We start from the raw sequence: 13,345 nt of genomic DNA, 5'->3' as shown, positions 1-13,345 counted from the left end.
ATGTCTATTACCAGTTCAGGGATTTTCCAATTTCTGAAAGATCATACCCGCCAAGAGCGAGTAATTCTTGTCGAAACGGACGACTGACGATGGCATCGAAGAGACGACTGATCGTGGGATGGGAGGCCAATATATCTTTTCGTAGTATGAGATCATACTGTTCTTCGCGTAAGGGGATGAATGTGAGCCCGTACTGTCGAGCCGCCGATTCCACACCGATTCCAATGTCGGCGAGTCCATCCCGAATATGCCGTGCGACTTCCAGGTGCGAAGGGACTTCGTGCTCATAGCCTTTGACTTGTTTGCCAGGAATCCCGGCTTTTTTCAGGACAGCATCCAATAAAATTCTGGCCCCAGAACCTGTTTCTCGATTGACCAATTGAAGCCCGCGTTTTGCTAAATCATCAACACCTCGAATGTGTTTTGGATTATCTGTGCGCACTAAGAATCCTTGAGCCCAGGAGGCGAAGCGCACGCCAACAAAATCTGTTCCTCGGACATGTTGCTTTAAAAACGGAAGATTGCTTTCGCCGGATTGGGCATCCACTAAATGTACGCCTGCCATATGGACTTCATCTTGAAGGAGTGCCTTGACGGCATTGGTGCTTCCCATCGTCCAATTCGTCACCCCAGCGAAGGCATGATGGTGACGAACATGTTCTCCTGCTAAAAACAGCGAAGGGTCACAGCCGGCTATCACGATGTTCTGCTTGATGTGTTCATGATCATGGAGAAGATTGACGTGCACTCGAGAAGCCTGACGATTGTTTTTTGAGGGCGGAATGTCTCCTGTGACGATTCCATCGGCGGGGACGACGTAATTCAGCATATCTCCCAATTGTGATAAGGGCCTGGCAAGGATACGGGTACCGACTTGCGAGATGTTCACCCGTAAAGGTTGTCCTTCGACTGGTCTGGTTCCCAATAACTCTGCTTCAATTTTCTGTCCATCCGGTGAAAGGGAGAAGAGGTCTTCAACCGTACATTCTAGGGCTCGCGCTAATTGTAGGGCCATCGACGTGTTGGGGAGATACTGGTTCTGTTCAATTGCGTGCATGGCCTGGCGAGTCAGTCCGACACGATTGGCCAGTTCAATTTGTGAAAATCCTTTGGCTTTCCGCATGGTTAAGATCCTATTCTTGATAGGGTCTTCTGTCCCTGGTATCGCATGCGGCTTAGTGGGATTTGTGTGTCGTTGTTTTTTATTCATGTCAATTCTTTGCTGGCATGCTACCCAACCATTAGGCAAAAGTATAGAGGTGGAAGGATTCGGAATTGATGTCACTTGAAAGTGTGACCATGATTCCCTGAGGATGTGCTGTAGAAAGAATTAAGAAGAGAGTGGCATTGCAGGAGAATGGTTTTCATTCATGGGTGTCATGTCCGCTTGGTCTCCGTGAAGGGCAAGTATGTTATCATCACCGTCTTTTGTGTTTTGAGGCAATCATGGTCGATTCTCAAGTTCACTGTCAGGTTCAGTTATGAAAATCGCGATACTGGGTGGTGGAATCTCTGGACTCAGTGTCGGGTGGCTATTGAGGCAATTCGGTTGGTCGTCAACAATTTTTGAACACCAATCGAGTTGTGGTGGATTGGCACGCTCTTTTCGATGGCATGGGTTTCACTGCGATATTGCCGCACACCGATTCTATACGACGAACCAAGCCACATTAAAAACATTCTCCTCTCTGGTTCCTCTTGTTCGAAACATCAGGCAAAGCAAGATTTTCATTGATGGCAAATGGATCACTGATCCAGTCAACCCATTGGAGTTAGCCATAAAATTTTTTCCAAATCCCGGTCTGTCTTTCATCTGGGATTATTTTACCCGCGAGTCAACGTCTGGTGTCGCGGCGGCCTCTTTTGATTCGTTTGCATTGCAGCATTATGGTCAGTCATTGACCGAGTTTTTCTTTCGACCTTACACGGAAAAATTATTTGGCATATCGGCAAACGAAATTTCAACGACATGGGCGACTCAGAAAATTCGTGTCTCTGGGATTCTCGATATGATTAAACGAAATAGCAAAACGTATTTTCGTCACTTTTATTATCCCAAAGAAGGGGGGTACGGAGCGTTTTGTCAGCGATTCTACCAGGACATCCAAAAGGATGTGCGTTTGTCCACATCGGTTAAGGCTCTTCATGTTGTAGGCAATCAGATAGTGGCGATCACCTATGAAACAGAAGATGGAGAACGAACTGAGGAATTCGATGCCGTGGTTTCTACACTACCTCTTACCGTATTCATGCAATTATTGAACATTCCCATTCGATTGAAATTTCAACCTGTCTCACTTGTCTATTTGTTGCTGGATCAGCCGCAAGTCTCTCAAAATCATTGGGTCTATTTTGCGCACAAGAATTTCTTAATGAACCGAGTGTCAGAGTTTAAAAATTTTTCAGATTATGGCATACCGGAAAACAAGACGGTTCTGTGTGCAGAAATGACGATGGATTACCCGAGAGAACAGATTATTGAACGAGTTATTCAAGACCTTGATAACGTGAATTTCATTCGAAAGGGAAGAGTGATCGATGCACTCCTGTTGGACGAACCGTTTGGGTATCCTATTTATAATCGACAGTATGAAGAGCAACTAACGGTTGCCAAGGCCGCTCTTGAAGGATATTCGAATCTTTATTTCACAGGAAGAAATGCGGTGTTTACACACATGGATATCGATGAAAATTTTGAATCCGCTCTCAATCTTCGTGATACACTGGTGCAGAAATTTCAAAGATAACAAATTATCAGAAATCTATTGAACCCCATGATCATTTGGAGCATGCCCTACCTAGCCGAGTCAGCAGCCATGCCTGTACGTCCATTGAGGGTTATGCATGTGTGTATGCCGGTTTCATTGAACTCCTCTTCCCATCGTTTCTTCTAATGTTTGTGCTTTGATGCTAGCTCGTCTCACTTCAGGAAAAAGAAATTCATTCGTTCTGCTCGTTGTCATTACCATCATGGGGACGGGATTGCGAGCGTATCGGTTGGGGTATCAAAGTCTTTGGCATGATGAAATTCTGACCTATTTAAGTTCGAATGGTTCCCTCTCTCATGTGCTCTTTCAAACAGACGTGCAAACGAATGTTTTGCCTTTGTATTACCTTGTCACCCACGCCTTTTTGTATTGGAGTGATCTAGAGACTTCATTACGGATACCAGCCTTTCTATGCGGATCTCTCACGCTTCCACTGTTTTATCATACCGTTCGCCATACCTTTGGAGATCAGACGGGTTTGTGGGCAACATTGCTTTTGACGATCTCGCCGTTTCACATTTTTTATAGCCAAGAAGCTAGACCCTACACCATGTTTTTGTTTTTGTGTGTGTTAGCCGTGTTCCTGCTTCAGCGGTGTATTGATCATCAAGATAGACTGACTCTCAAAGTATTTTTCGTCATGGTTGCGGTTTTAACCTTCCTCTGTCATGCCGCAGCCATTCCGTTTCTTCTATTCTTAGTGCTCTACATTCTTATTACTCGTCCTCTAGATGAATGGCCGTCTTGGATACCGACATTCCTTAGCATGGGCTTACTTCTGCTACCTGCCCTCTATTGGACCTATAGTATTCAAGTCAGCGGGAAAATTGAACAACGATTCGATCCCTTGTCGTATCTGAATATCCTTTGGTTGTTTTCAACTGGATATTCTCTAGGACCAGATCTTCGTTCTTTACAGTTCACAGAAAACCTACGAACGATCGCATTGAATATGATGTCTATCGTGCCTATTATCCTGTTGACGTCAGGTCTCGCGTGGTCTGGCGTAAAAAAACTTTGGCTGTCCCAGAAACGGCAATGTCTTGTATGGGTGCTCTTCTTTTTCTTACCTATTATCTTTATGAGTCTTGCCGCGATTGTTACCTACCGTCCGTTTTACGAACGCTACGTTATGCCATCGTTGCTACCATTTCTCGTGTTTCTGGCAATGGGTATACAGTCAGTTCGTTGGCGGTCTGTTCGATTGTTTTGTGTCGGTGTGCTTATTGCGGTCAGTGGTCTTTCGATACAGAATTATTATTTTGATCCGCGCTATCACCGCGAAGACAATAGAGGAGCCGCGCATTTTTTGAACGAACATGTTGTGAAGGGGGATGTCGTTATCTGCATGACTCCACATATGACGGCGAACCTGTTTCATTACCTTCCAGCTCCCCGGCTCATGGGCATCAGACCATTTCGGACCAAAGACAAAGTACTGACCTCCAAAAAACTACCAATGGAATTGAGAGAAATCATCGCTGGACGCAATCGTTTTTGGGTGTTCTCTCGTCATACGAAAAATGACAGACCGAAGGGACCGTTAGAGCAGCATTTTGATGAACACTACATCTCGGGTCTTACGTTTCATTCAAGTGGAATTAAATTGATTTTGTATGAGGTCGGGAAGGACAGTCCAAGAATTTGAATGCCATCGTTTCATTTGTCAATGTCGTTCTCATTCGTATAGCTCAGCATTTTCTATTCACAAAATTGAACTGTAGTGCTCTTCCAGAGATTTTATCAGGATCAGTTGTCAGTTAGTCTGTTTACTTTTGCTTTCACTTACATTATCGTCGATGACATGAAGTAGAGGAGAGCATCCACCCCCGACAAATCTCATGATGCGATGAAATGGAATGGTACGTAGGTCGCCTCTCCGACAGTTGACTCAGAAGTTGGGCCGTTTGTATTCACCATTAGTCTCTTTTTGTATTCTAGGCGTAGTGTTTTTCTCAATGGTCCTGCCAGCATTCGTTGTAGCTCAGGTAGCCACAACGATCACTCTCGATTCGAGTCTCCCATTTAATACCGTCGTGACTCAAATAGGTGATGTCCATTCTATAGAAGCAGGAACGGTCAGAGGCCAAAATCAATTTCATAGCTTCAGCCAGTTTGACCTAGGCACGGGTCAAATCGCGAGTTTCAATGGTCCTGCGACGATTGTCAATATTCTAAGTCGTGTGACAGGCGGGGTGCCCTCGAGTATAGATGGGACCCTTCGCTCAAGCATTGAAGGGACCAATATGTTTTTCTTGAATCCAGCCGGTGTCATTTTCGGGGCAGAAGCTAAGCTTGATCTTACAGGTTCGTTTCACGTCAGTACCGCCGACTTTCTTAGATTTGAAGACGAGCCACGTTCTATGCCGATGCCTCATTAGATCGTAACCTTGACAGTATTTTGACGGCTGCTCCTCTTAAAGGTTTTGGGTTTTTAAATAACCCAACAACCTTTGGATTTACGAATACGTCGCCTGAGTCTCTCGTATTTGAAGGCGCAGATTTTCAGGTGTCTGAAGGAGAAACTATTTCGGTAGTTGGGGGAGACATTATTTTGAAATCCCGTGGTATAGGAAATGATTCTCATTCTGCAAGCCTTTCAGCAGAAGGGGGCTTGATTCATGTTGTGAGCATCAAGTCGTCGTCCGAGGTTCCTGTTGATATGCAAGAGTTTGAGGCGAGCACGATTGAGCACTACGGGGAAATCATTCTATCCGACGAAGCGGCCATAACAACGAATGGAGTTCGCGGGGGTGCAGTGGTCATTCGGAGTGGACGCCTTGTGATGGATGATTCAGAAATTTCTGTGAATACGAGAAATGGTAATGGGAATCCAATCGGGATCGACATTCACACAAAAAAGGACATTGTCCTCACTCATAACTCTCGCATCACGAGTAATACGCATGGGTCAGGTCAAGCGGGTAACATTCATGAGTATTTCGTCCCCAATCCAGAATCTTAGTGGCACCATTGTTCCGTTGCCAGATGAGCTGATAAAGGTTTCGTCTCTCTATGGAGAAAGTTGTTTTTCGTAAAGGTGGAAATTACAGCAGCTTTACCAGGCGCAGTCGACAGGCATTGCGGGGGCCAGGTGGTTTTCTCCTGAGTCCGCTTTTAGGTCATCCCAGCATGAGTGTGCAGTCAAATGATGGCCGTCGTTCAAGCCCTCTGTCTGAGGTAACACGCTTGGGAACAGGCCGTATGGCTTTAGGTCTGAAGATTCCGTCTGAGGCTGAAACTCTCACCTTATTAGTTCCGTCCTGCGCATTTTAAAAATTTACTCTTTTTTATCTCGCGTTGTTCGTCTGTATTGCTGATGCAAAGTAAGGCTGTCTTTCGATTGGTAACTTCAAATTCTCTTGTTTCATTTCTCTGTCATTTTGGTTCAGAGTCGTGCCTCGTCCCCTTTCATATGTTGGGTGAATCTTGGGTTTTTGCCGTCCCCTTAGAGGGAGGAATATTTCGCCACTTTTCAACATCATACGCACGCGGCTAATCCAACCATTGTGGGATTGAGTCTGCAATTTTTGGTAGTGAGTGATGATTCAATATCGCGGGCGAGGAAGATTGTGAAGTCATTTGTGCGCGATGGTCTATAGTCGTTTCAGTTATACCGAAACGATAACGCGCCAACTTGTACAATGTTGATATCCACTACGTGAGAGAAAACGTCAGTCATTGTTAGTACATCCACGCGGGTATAACCTTCCGATGTTTGAGGCGCAGTCTAGACGACCTATCATTAGCACTCCAGAGGCAAATCGTTCTCACCCTTGGCAACCACTCCACCCCTGCGAGAGACAGACAACAATCGTCGCCTAGGCTTTCTTTTTCCTCATTAACTGGAAATTAATTGGGTTCGCTATAGTCTAAAGAGACAGCGGAGTGAGCGAGCAGAATTTCAACGGTTTTTCGCGCCTGTTGAGCGACGATGCCAGGGCCACTGACATGGGCCGTAGCGATCGCGCCTTCCATGAGTACCAAGATTTGGGCGGTGAGTTCATCGGGGTTGGCGAGGCCAGCATCTTTGGCCAGCGTGAGAATGTATTGGCCAAAGACCCGTTTATGTTTCGCCGAAGCTTGATGGACTGGATGATCGTGTTGTGCGTATTCGGCGGTGGCATTGATAAACATACATCCTTGAAAGTTTGGTGATTGAAACCATTCCGCCAACACATCGAATAATGCCAGTATGCGTTCAGCTGGGGTTGCAGCACGTTGTTCAATTTCAGTAATGAACCATTGTCTGACGGATTCATCACGCCGATGAAGTGCGGCCAAAATGAGTGCGTCCTTTGAATCGAAGTATTTGTACAGTGTCGGTTTGGATACGTTCGCCTTTGCTAAAATCATGTCGATGCCCGTGGCATGAAACCCCCGTTCATAGAAGAGTTGAAGGGCTGATTCGACTAAACGTTCTTTCGGTGTTGGCGTTGGATTTAGGTTGGTGGTCCGCATGGTGTTGGCGTGGCAATTAACGTAACGCGCGTTATTATTTTCAAGGACGTTGTGCTTGTGCTTCCTGCAGTGCGTGGTCGATCATGATCTCTGCAGATCGCTTGGCCTGCTGAGCGGTCGACTTGGGTTGACTGACATGGGCGGTGATCACGGCTCCTTCCATCAGTATGAGCAATTGCTCGGTGAGTTCATTAGGTGTCAACACATCAAGTTTATCAACCAGGTCTCCAACATGTCGACCAAAGATCCGTTTATGTTCTGTGGCCGCTTGATGGATGGGGTCGTCTAGCTGGGGAAACTCTACGGTGGCATTAATGAACATGCAGCCGCGAAATTCTTCCGTGAGGAAAAACTCGCCGAGGGTATCGAACAATGCCAGAAGTTGTTCTCGAGGTGTAGAGCCGCGGCGTTCCATTTCGCGCATGAGCCAATTGCGAGACTGTTCATCACGCCGACGAAGGGCAGCCAAAATCAATTCGTTTTTAGATCGAAAATATTTATAGAGCGTGGGTTTCGATATTCCAGCTTCTGCCAAAATTGTATCGACACTGACCACATGAAATCCCTGGTCGTAAAAGAGTTTTAAGGCCGTGTCGACTAGCTTGTCTCTCAACTTCGAAGCCATGTCACCCCAATTCTTATCAAGCTGTTACCTGTTTGCTCTCTGACTCGAAAGCCCTTCTGCCTTGTTTCTCAAGCCTGAGTTTTTGTTCCTGTCAGTACCTGGACTCTACCCCTAATGTTGAACAGGGGGCAGCGATCAAAGCCAAAAAGTCAGATGTGTTCATTTAAATAAAGAATTACTGGTTAGTAATTATTTTATAGCATACATGCTTAATAATGTCTTGGCAAATATATGTATATATAGCGCTTTGAGCATCAATATATTGTGCTTTTGTATAGATAATTCATCGAATTATAATAAATCATGTATATTTAGAAAAATAAATCTTGGTAACGTCTTGACATTTACTTACTAGTAAGTTAATTGTTTGCGAATGATTAACTTACTGGTAAGTAAGATTATCGGCTTTCCACTATCTTCATTCCAAATCATGAGGAATGAGGAACTGGATTCTGCTGACCTGAGCTGTCTTTTCCAAGGAGATTTTCTCATCTCCTTTTTTATTCACAGTATCCACTCATTATCAAAGGAGGGTGCCATGAAGCGTTGTCTGGGTCCATGGGCCGATAGGCCAACCGTTCGAAAAGCCGTTCGGGATACTCAACGGCTAGGAAACATGAAGATCGCACTGAACCAACGGTTAAGAGGAAGGCCGACTCTGGTCGTGATCGTTGGTCTCATGTTGCTGTCTGTCAGTGCTGGTGTCCACGCTGCGACGTTTGGGTTTACCGATCGTTCAGCATTTCAAAGCGCGTTGTCGGGGCAGACCTCGGTCGTCAATTTCGATGATGTGGATGCCGGTACGTCAATTCAAGATGGAGTGCCATTTCAAGGAATTAGCTTTACGAGCAATGTTGACAATATTCCTGGAAGGACCGGCTTGCTGGTCTCTGCAGAATTTCTCACCACCTCACCGCTGAACTATCTGGGAGTCAACGATGGGTTTTCGAATGAATTCTTGTTCGGGGATGAATTGACCTTGAATTTTACCGAACCGATTCGCGCTCTCGGGTTGTCGGTTATCGCAGGTCCTGATGCGGCGCTGGCGAACGATTTTTTGCTCACAGCTGGGGGAGGCAGCGTGTTCAATGTGGGAACACCTGAGCAACGATTATTCGATGGAGGCGAAGTCTTCTTTTTAGGGTTAATCAATGATCAGGGATTCAGCACCGCACAATTGATCAGCTTTGGAGATCAAATTGACTCGTCTTTGGGGTTTAACATTGACGATATTTCGACTGACACTCCTTCCAATGTGGCTCCCGTACCAGAGCCGTCGGCCGTGCTTCTGTTCGGAACAGGTCTGCTGTTACTAGGCGGGGTCGCGAGACGGAATAGGCTGAAGGCTGCCGCGATACAAGACAAGAGACTGCAATGTTTAGAAAGTGTGTCAAGCCAATGAAGCCGACTTTCTAATTCGTGTCGACGAATACAAAGAATGAGAACGTTTTTTGTCGGAGCCTTTCACGTGAATATTCGTCGATCATTGTTTGGGTTATTCACTAAATCATCATCAACCAGGAGGGTAGTCATGAACAACGTGTTACTCAACGTAAAAAAACTTATGAGTGCAACTGTACTCATTGCAACGTTTGGGTTCAGTGGATTGGCGCAAGCCATTGTGTATACGGCTAGTAACGAGGTGAATGGCAATGATGTTATTGCATTTGACATTAATAGTCGAGGTAATCTTTCGGAAATTGGTCGCTTCCCCACTGGAGGGACTGGAACCGGGACACCGCTTGGCAATCAAGCGGCGTTAACGACGGATGCGAGTGATCGTTGGATGTTTGTGGTGAGTCCCGGGAGTGGCGAATTGACCAGCTTTCGCTTGCAGACGGCAGGGTTGCAGTTCGTCAATAAGGTCACCTCTGGTGGTTTTCGGCCGCTCAGTGTGACGGTGTTTGGTACGCTGGTCTACGTGTTGAATGAAGGAAGCGGGAATGAACAAGACCCTCGACATATGCGATATGACAATATCAGTGGATTCCGCTTTACAGCAGGCGGAATACTGGTCCCGATTCACAATTCCACACGCATCATAGATCGGACGCAACTCACGGCCCCGGCACAGGTCGGATTTAATAAATCAGGCACCGTGTTGCTCATCACCGAGAAAGCCACCGATACCCTGACGACGTTTGTGATGCGACGCAATGGTACCCCTAAACGAAGACCAGAAAAACGTCCCTCGTTTATTCCCACTCCATTTGGTTTTTCATTTAGCGATCGAGATTTCGTGAATATTACTGAAGCCAATAACGGGGGGCCAGGGATGACCGTGTCGTACCGCATCGATCGTGAAACCGGTGAAGTATCCGGCAGAGTGGGCTCAATCGAGCAAGGGACAGCCACCTGTTGGACCGTCTTATCCAGTGATCAAACGATTGGCTATGCTACGAATACGGGAGATGGCACGATTTCATTGTATCGAATAAATTTCGATGGCACCCTCGAGTACTTCTTTCCTGCGAATCAAGATACCCCCATCTCAACCGGCACGGGTGTCCGTGATGTCGTCCTGACTCAAAATAATCAATTTTTAGTCACACTGAATAATGGGGATGGGCAGATTCGGGGATTTTTTGTGAATCGTACCGGTGCGATTTCACCAAGAGGAACGTTGCCTGTTCCAGGAAGTGTCACGGGGTTAGTCGCCCGTTAACTGATAGGCTAGGCCTATTCGTTCAATTCATTCCTTGAACGAGTGCCTAAGAAAAGCGCCTGTCACGAGTCAGTGGCAGGCGCTTTTTTATTCACAGAATAAACAGCAGACAAAATTAGCTATGACGATGTCCTCGTAATCGCCAGAGTCCCAAGCCGATAAGGCCTGAGCCGAGTAGGAGCACGGTTGATGGTTCAGGAACCGCTGCTACCGTTAACTCGCCCAGGGCAATGGCGGAGTTCGAAGGGCCGTTGTTACTGAGGACCAGTTGTCGAAATGAGTTCCCATTAATCATGCCACCTAACTGCAAGGTCAACGGGGAATAATCAGCGTTCGCGATGGGAATGGTTGCCTGGAGTCCCAGGTTGGTGAAAACCTCAAGCGTGCCTGCGGCATTGCTGAGTGGTGTACTATTAGGAAAGGTGGTGCCAGGCGCTGTGGGTCCCACCGAAAGTCCATCTTCCGTTCCACGAACCTGGAGTGTGATCTCGTCCACAAAGCCAGGGAAAAAGTTAATATTCGCCGTTCCTGGACCAGCAACGCCAAATGCCCGGTTATTGACCTGGGGCACTCCTCCAAAATTTTCTAGCCCTTGAGCTGATAGGGGATTGTCTGTCGCAGGGCCTGCACCGCCCACATAAAAATTCCCATTTTGAAAGAAGAGCGTTTCACCCCCCGTGAATGTCGTAAAGCCCTCCAAGCCTCTCAATACACTCGGATCTGGTGGAGCTCCGGGTGTCGTGTTTGGCCCAAAAATTGTTGTGAGCGAGGTTGCTAGTGCAGACTGCCCACCAGTGAACGTCACAAGAAAAAATAGGATGAGGGAGAAAGAGCGTATCATGAGACCACCTCCTCTGTGGCGCGAAGCCATTCGTATGAGTGATGGAAAATGTATAGATATAGGAACATTAACAAACGCAATTGTTGTACTTGTCGATGATAGCGCATCTCTAGGAAATTCAACCTGTTGATCGAAAATGAGTTTTATGCGTAAGTGCGTTTAAGTCGATGGGCGTGACGGCCACTGAAGGCCAAATGTACTGAAGGAAAAAACCTGCAGTTGGAAGAAGGAATGTAAAAAAAGGTGACGTTAGGACTCCTAAAACGTTGCTCCAAAGAGACGGCTCGCATTCAAAGAATGATGTATACAACCTACAGAACACATTTTTAGGGCTTCGGTTATATACTGCTCAATCGTACTGAAGAATTAACGAGTTGTTGGATAACACAGAAGTGTTGGAGACCCTTAACTCTCGTGAAAAAAATCGCGAAACGTGTAGTGGATTTCAATGGATGAATGTGGCGGGCGAATGCGATACGAGCTCTATGATTCTCGTCTTACTTTGTGTGGGCTATCTCTCTATTGAAACCAGTCGACGTAAACTTCTAATCTTCCTCCAATGACCAGGGCATCTGATCTGGTTGGGTCAGTACCAGGGTTAATGACATATTGAATGTCTGGCTGAAGATTGAGAGCGGGGTGAAGCGAAAAGGAATGGGTGAACTCCAGGACAATTTCGGACTGACTCACAGGTTGATTGGCTTGACGTTGAGATCTTTTGAAGTTGGCACCATTCAATGCTGCGGCAACCCCAAAACCCGTTTGATCACTATTTCGTGTTGGAAAAAGTCCGGTGTAGACGAGCCCTCCTCCCAAATACCATTCGACTTGATTCACTCGTGGATCGGCCCAGCCGACTCGCGCAAAGACATTCAAGCCTTCATGATGATCCTGGGGTTCATGGTACACCCCTTGTTCAGCAAGGGCGTATATGCCGTAGGTTTCATTGCGTGTGATAGAGGTCCCGGAGGAGTCGACTTTCTGAAGATCATCAAACTCTCTTGTAAACAACCATGTCCCAACGGCATATTTCCCATCGTATTGCAGGGCGGCTGCCCGGGTCAGGCGACGGCGAAGGAGCCGGTCGGGTTGCTGAGCTCGTTCTTGGAGCTCTAATTCTCCAAAACGGTAATAAGCCAATTCCATTGTAAGAAACAGGCCGTCATCTTTATGCAGGATGATGTGTGTGTCATCAAGATTGTTTGGATCGCCAACCACACCATCCATCACCGCTCCACGGAGCGTGAAGTCGTTGGTGAGATTCACCTGTCCTCGCAGCCCTAGTGATGACGTTGGAAATGTCGAAAGTCCGCTTTCGCCGCCAAGCGCCAATTCGGCACCGGTGCCGAAGGAACTTTGAAGAAAGAGCTCTGATGATGATCGGATGACGTCGAACTCGGAAGTGACATCGTAGAGTCCGGCTAAGAGTGACACCCGGCCATCGAATAATGGGAGCTGGTACCAGGCCTCGAACAGTTTCCAGGTATTGGGCGCGGCAATCGCGCTCACTCCTTGCAAGTCTCCAACATCTTCACTGGGATCATTGCCATATAGACCCAACCCATAGACGAAAAACGTTCCGGCATCTTCCCATCCAGTTAATCGACTAGCATTGACGGTGAGCAGTAAATCAATATCGCCGACAATCGTAGTTCTTTGCCTTATCCCACCAGAGACATTACTGACTAAGCCTGTCGTATTCACGGTCTCCATGCGAATGCCGTTTGCCTGAAATTGGGAACCGATGTTAGACCAGGTATCCAAAACCGAGTCGATGGGGGAACGGTCATCGGCGATGCACCAGAGTGATGGCCACATCACTCCCGCAAGTATCAGCACTGGTCGTATGATGATGAGGAGGTTGAACGACCTCTTATGCCGATTTGACAAAACTTTACTGTATTGATGGCTCAAGAGACGTTTCACTAAAAACTAAAAGGTGTTGATGGATATTTGATGGTTAGAGCAACACAACACTTAGTGAG

At 46.7% G+C, this 13,345-nt stretch carries 12 protein-coding genes; 7 read left to right on the top strand and 5 right to left on the bottom strand.

All coding sequences use genetic code 11. The features are described from left to right. Nucleotides 1–7: 7 nt before the first annotated feature. Entirely contained in the window at nt 8–1,210 is a 1,203-nt protein-coding gene (locus ACWQXP_RS07860) for a substrate-binding domain-containing protein (protein WP_454062273.1), read from the bottom strand. Between the two features lie 271 nt (nt 1,211–1,481). Between ACWQXP_RS07860 and ACWQXP_RS07855 the strand changes: the two genes are divergently transcribed. The 5 genes from ACWQXP_RS07855 (at nt 1,482) to ACWQXP_RS07835 (ending at nt 6,044) form a co-directional block, all read left to right on the top strand. Continuing rightward, nucleotides 1,482–2,747, top strand: a complete 1,266-nt coding sequence (locus tag ACWQXP_RS07855) for a protoporphyrinogen/coproporphyrinogen oxidase (protein WP_454062272.1) — start codon at nt 1,482–1,484, stop codon at nt 2,745–2,747. A 160-nt stretch (nt 2,748–2,907) separates the two neighbouring features. Next, a complete protein-coding gene (locus ACWQXP_RS07850) occupies nt 2,908–4,416 on the top strand; it encodes a glycosyltransferase family 39 protein (RefSeq protein ID WP_454062271.1) in 1,509 nt (502 codons plus the stop codon). 211 nt (nt 4,417–4,627) lie between these two features. Next, nucleotides 4,628–5,149 carry a two-partner secretion domain-containing protein gene (locus tag ACWQXP_RS07845; protein WP_454062270.1) on the top strand — a complete coding sequence of 174 codons (522 nt, stop codon included), beginning with the start codon at nt 4,628–4,630 and terminating at the stop codon, nt 5,147–5,149. Nucleotides 5,150–5,169: 20 nt separating this feature from the next. Continuing rightward, complete coding sequence (locus ACWQXP_RS07840) at nt 5,170–5,733, top strand: hypothetical protein (protein ID WP_454062269.1); 564 nt, start codon at nt 5,170–5,172, stop codon at nt 5,731–5,733. A 50-nt stretch (nt 5,734–5,783) separates the two neighbouring features. Further along, nucleotides 5,784–6,044 carry a hypothetical protein gene (locus tag ACWQXP_RS07835; RefSeq protein ID WP_454062268.1) on the top strand — a complete coding sequence of 87 codons (261 nt, stop codon included), beginning with the start codon at nt 5,784–5,786 and terminating at the stop codon, nt 6,042–6,044. A 576-nt stretch (nt 6,045–6,620) separates the two neighbouring features. Here ACWQXP_RS07835 and ACWQXP_RS07830 read toward each other — a convergent pair. Both ACWQXP_RS07830 and ACWQXP_RS07825 read right to left on the bottom strand, forming a co-directional pair. Next, a complete protein-coding gene (locus ACWQXP_RS07830) occupies nt 6,621–7,229 on the bottom strand; it encodes a TetR/AcrR family transcriptional regulator (RefSeq protein ID WP_454062267.1) in 609 nt (202 codons plus the stop codon). A gap of 40 nt (nt 7,230–7,269) precedes the next feature. After that, nucleotides 7,270–7,854, bottom strand: a complete 585-nt coding sequence (locus tag ACWQXP_RS07825) for a TetR/AcrR family transcriptional regulator (RefSeq protein ID WP_454062266.1) — start codon at nt 7,852–7,854, stop codon at nt 7,270–7,272. A 538-nt stretch (nt 7,855–8,392) separates the two neighbouring features. On the opposite strand from ACWQXP_RS07825, the gene ACWQXP_RS07820 reads away from it, so the two are divergent. Both ACWQXP_RS07820 and ACWQXP_RS07815 read left to right on the top strand, forming a co-directional pair. Continuing rightward, nucleotides 8,393–9,256, top strand: coding sequence for a PEP-CTERM sorting domain-containing protein (locus tag ACWQXP_RS07820; RefSeq protein WP_454062265.1), 864 nt, complete (start codon nt 8,393–8,395; stop codon nt 9,254–9,256). Between the two features lie 129 nt (nt 9,257–9,385). Beyond that, a complete protein-coding gene (locus ACWQXP_RS07815) occupies nt 9,386–10,519 on the top strand; it encodes a lactonase family protein (RefSeq protein WP_454062264.1) in 1,134 nt (377 codons plus the stop codon). 115 nt (nt 10,520–10,634) lie between these two features. Here the strand turns inward: ACWQXP_RS07815 and ACWQXP_RS07810 are convergent, their stop codons facing one another. Together ACWQXP_RS07810 and ACWQXP_RS07805 are read right to left on the bottom strand one after the other, a co-directional pair. Further along, on the bottom strand, nt 10,635–11,360 hold the full coding sequence (locus ACWQXP_RS07810) for a PEP-CTERM sorting domain-containing protein (protein WP_454062263.1): 726 nt from the start codon (nt 11,358–11,360) through the stop codon (nt 10,635–10,637). Between the two features lie 519 nt (nt 11,361–11,879). After that, the gene (locus ACWQXP_RS07805; RefSeq protein ID WP_454062262.1) at nt 11,880–13,178 is read right to left on the bottom strand and encodes a carbohydrate porin; all 1,299 of its coding nucleotides are present in this window, start codon (nt 13,176–13,178) and stop codon (nt 11,880–11,882) included. Nucleotides 13,179–13,345 lie beyond the last annotated feature (167 nt).

Source organism: Candidatus Nitrospira salsa (assembly GCF_965152625.1).
The sequence above is the reverse complement of the archived record's forward strand: the minus strand, read 5'-3'. Positions and strand labels throughout refer to the sequence as shown.

Bases quoted from the DNA above. Each gene is read 5' to 3' on its own strand.
- ACWQXP_RS07860 (WP_454062273.1), bottom strand. From the start codon at position 1,210: ATGAATAAAAAACAACGACACACAAATCCCACTAAGCCGCATGCGATA.
- ACWQXP_RS07855 (WP_454062272.1), top strand. From the start codon at position 1,482: ATGAAAATCGCGATACTGGGTGGTGGAATCTCTGGACTCAGTGTCGGG.
- ACWQXP_RS07850 (WP_454062271.1), top strand. From the start codon at position 2,908: ATGCTAGCTCGTCTCACTTCAGGAAAAAGAAATTCATTCGTTCTGCTC.
- ACWQXP_RS07845 (WP_454062270.1), top strand. From the start codon at position 4,628: ATGGTACGTAGGTCGCCTCTCCGACAGTTGACTCAGAAGTTGGGCCGT.
- ACWQXP_RS07835 (WP_454062268.1), top strand. From the start codon at position 5,784: ATGGAGAAAGTTGTTTTTCGTAAAGGTGGAAATTACAGCAGCTTTACC.
- ACWQXP_RS07830 (WP_454062267.1), bottom strand. From the start codon at position 7,229: ATGCGGACCACCAACCTAAATCCAACGCCAACACCGAAAGAACGTTTA.
- ACWQXP_RS07825 (WP_454062266.1), bottom strand. From the start codon at position 7,854: ATGGCTTCGAAGTTGAGAGACAAGCTAGTCGACACGGCCTTAAAACTC.
- ACWQXP_RS07820 (WP_454062265.1), top strand. From the start codon at position 8,393: ATGAAGCGTTGTCTGGGTCCATGGGCCGATAGGCCAACCGTTCGAAAA.
- ACWQXP_RS07815 (WP_454062264.1), top strand. From the start codon at position 9,386: ATGAACAACGTGTTACTCAACGTAAAAAAACTTATGAGTGCAACTGTA.
- ACWQXP_RS07810 (WP_454062263.1), bottom strand. From the start codon at position 11,360: ATGATACGCTCTTTCTCCCTCATCCTATTTTTTCTTGTGACGTTCACT.
- ACWQXP_RS07805 (WP_454062262.1), bottom strand. From the start codon at position 13,178: ATGTGGCCATCACTCTGGTGCATCGCCGATGACCGTTCCCCCATCGAC.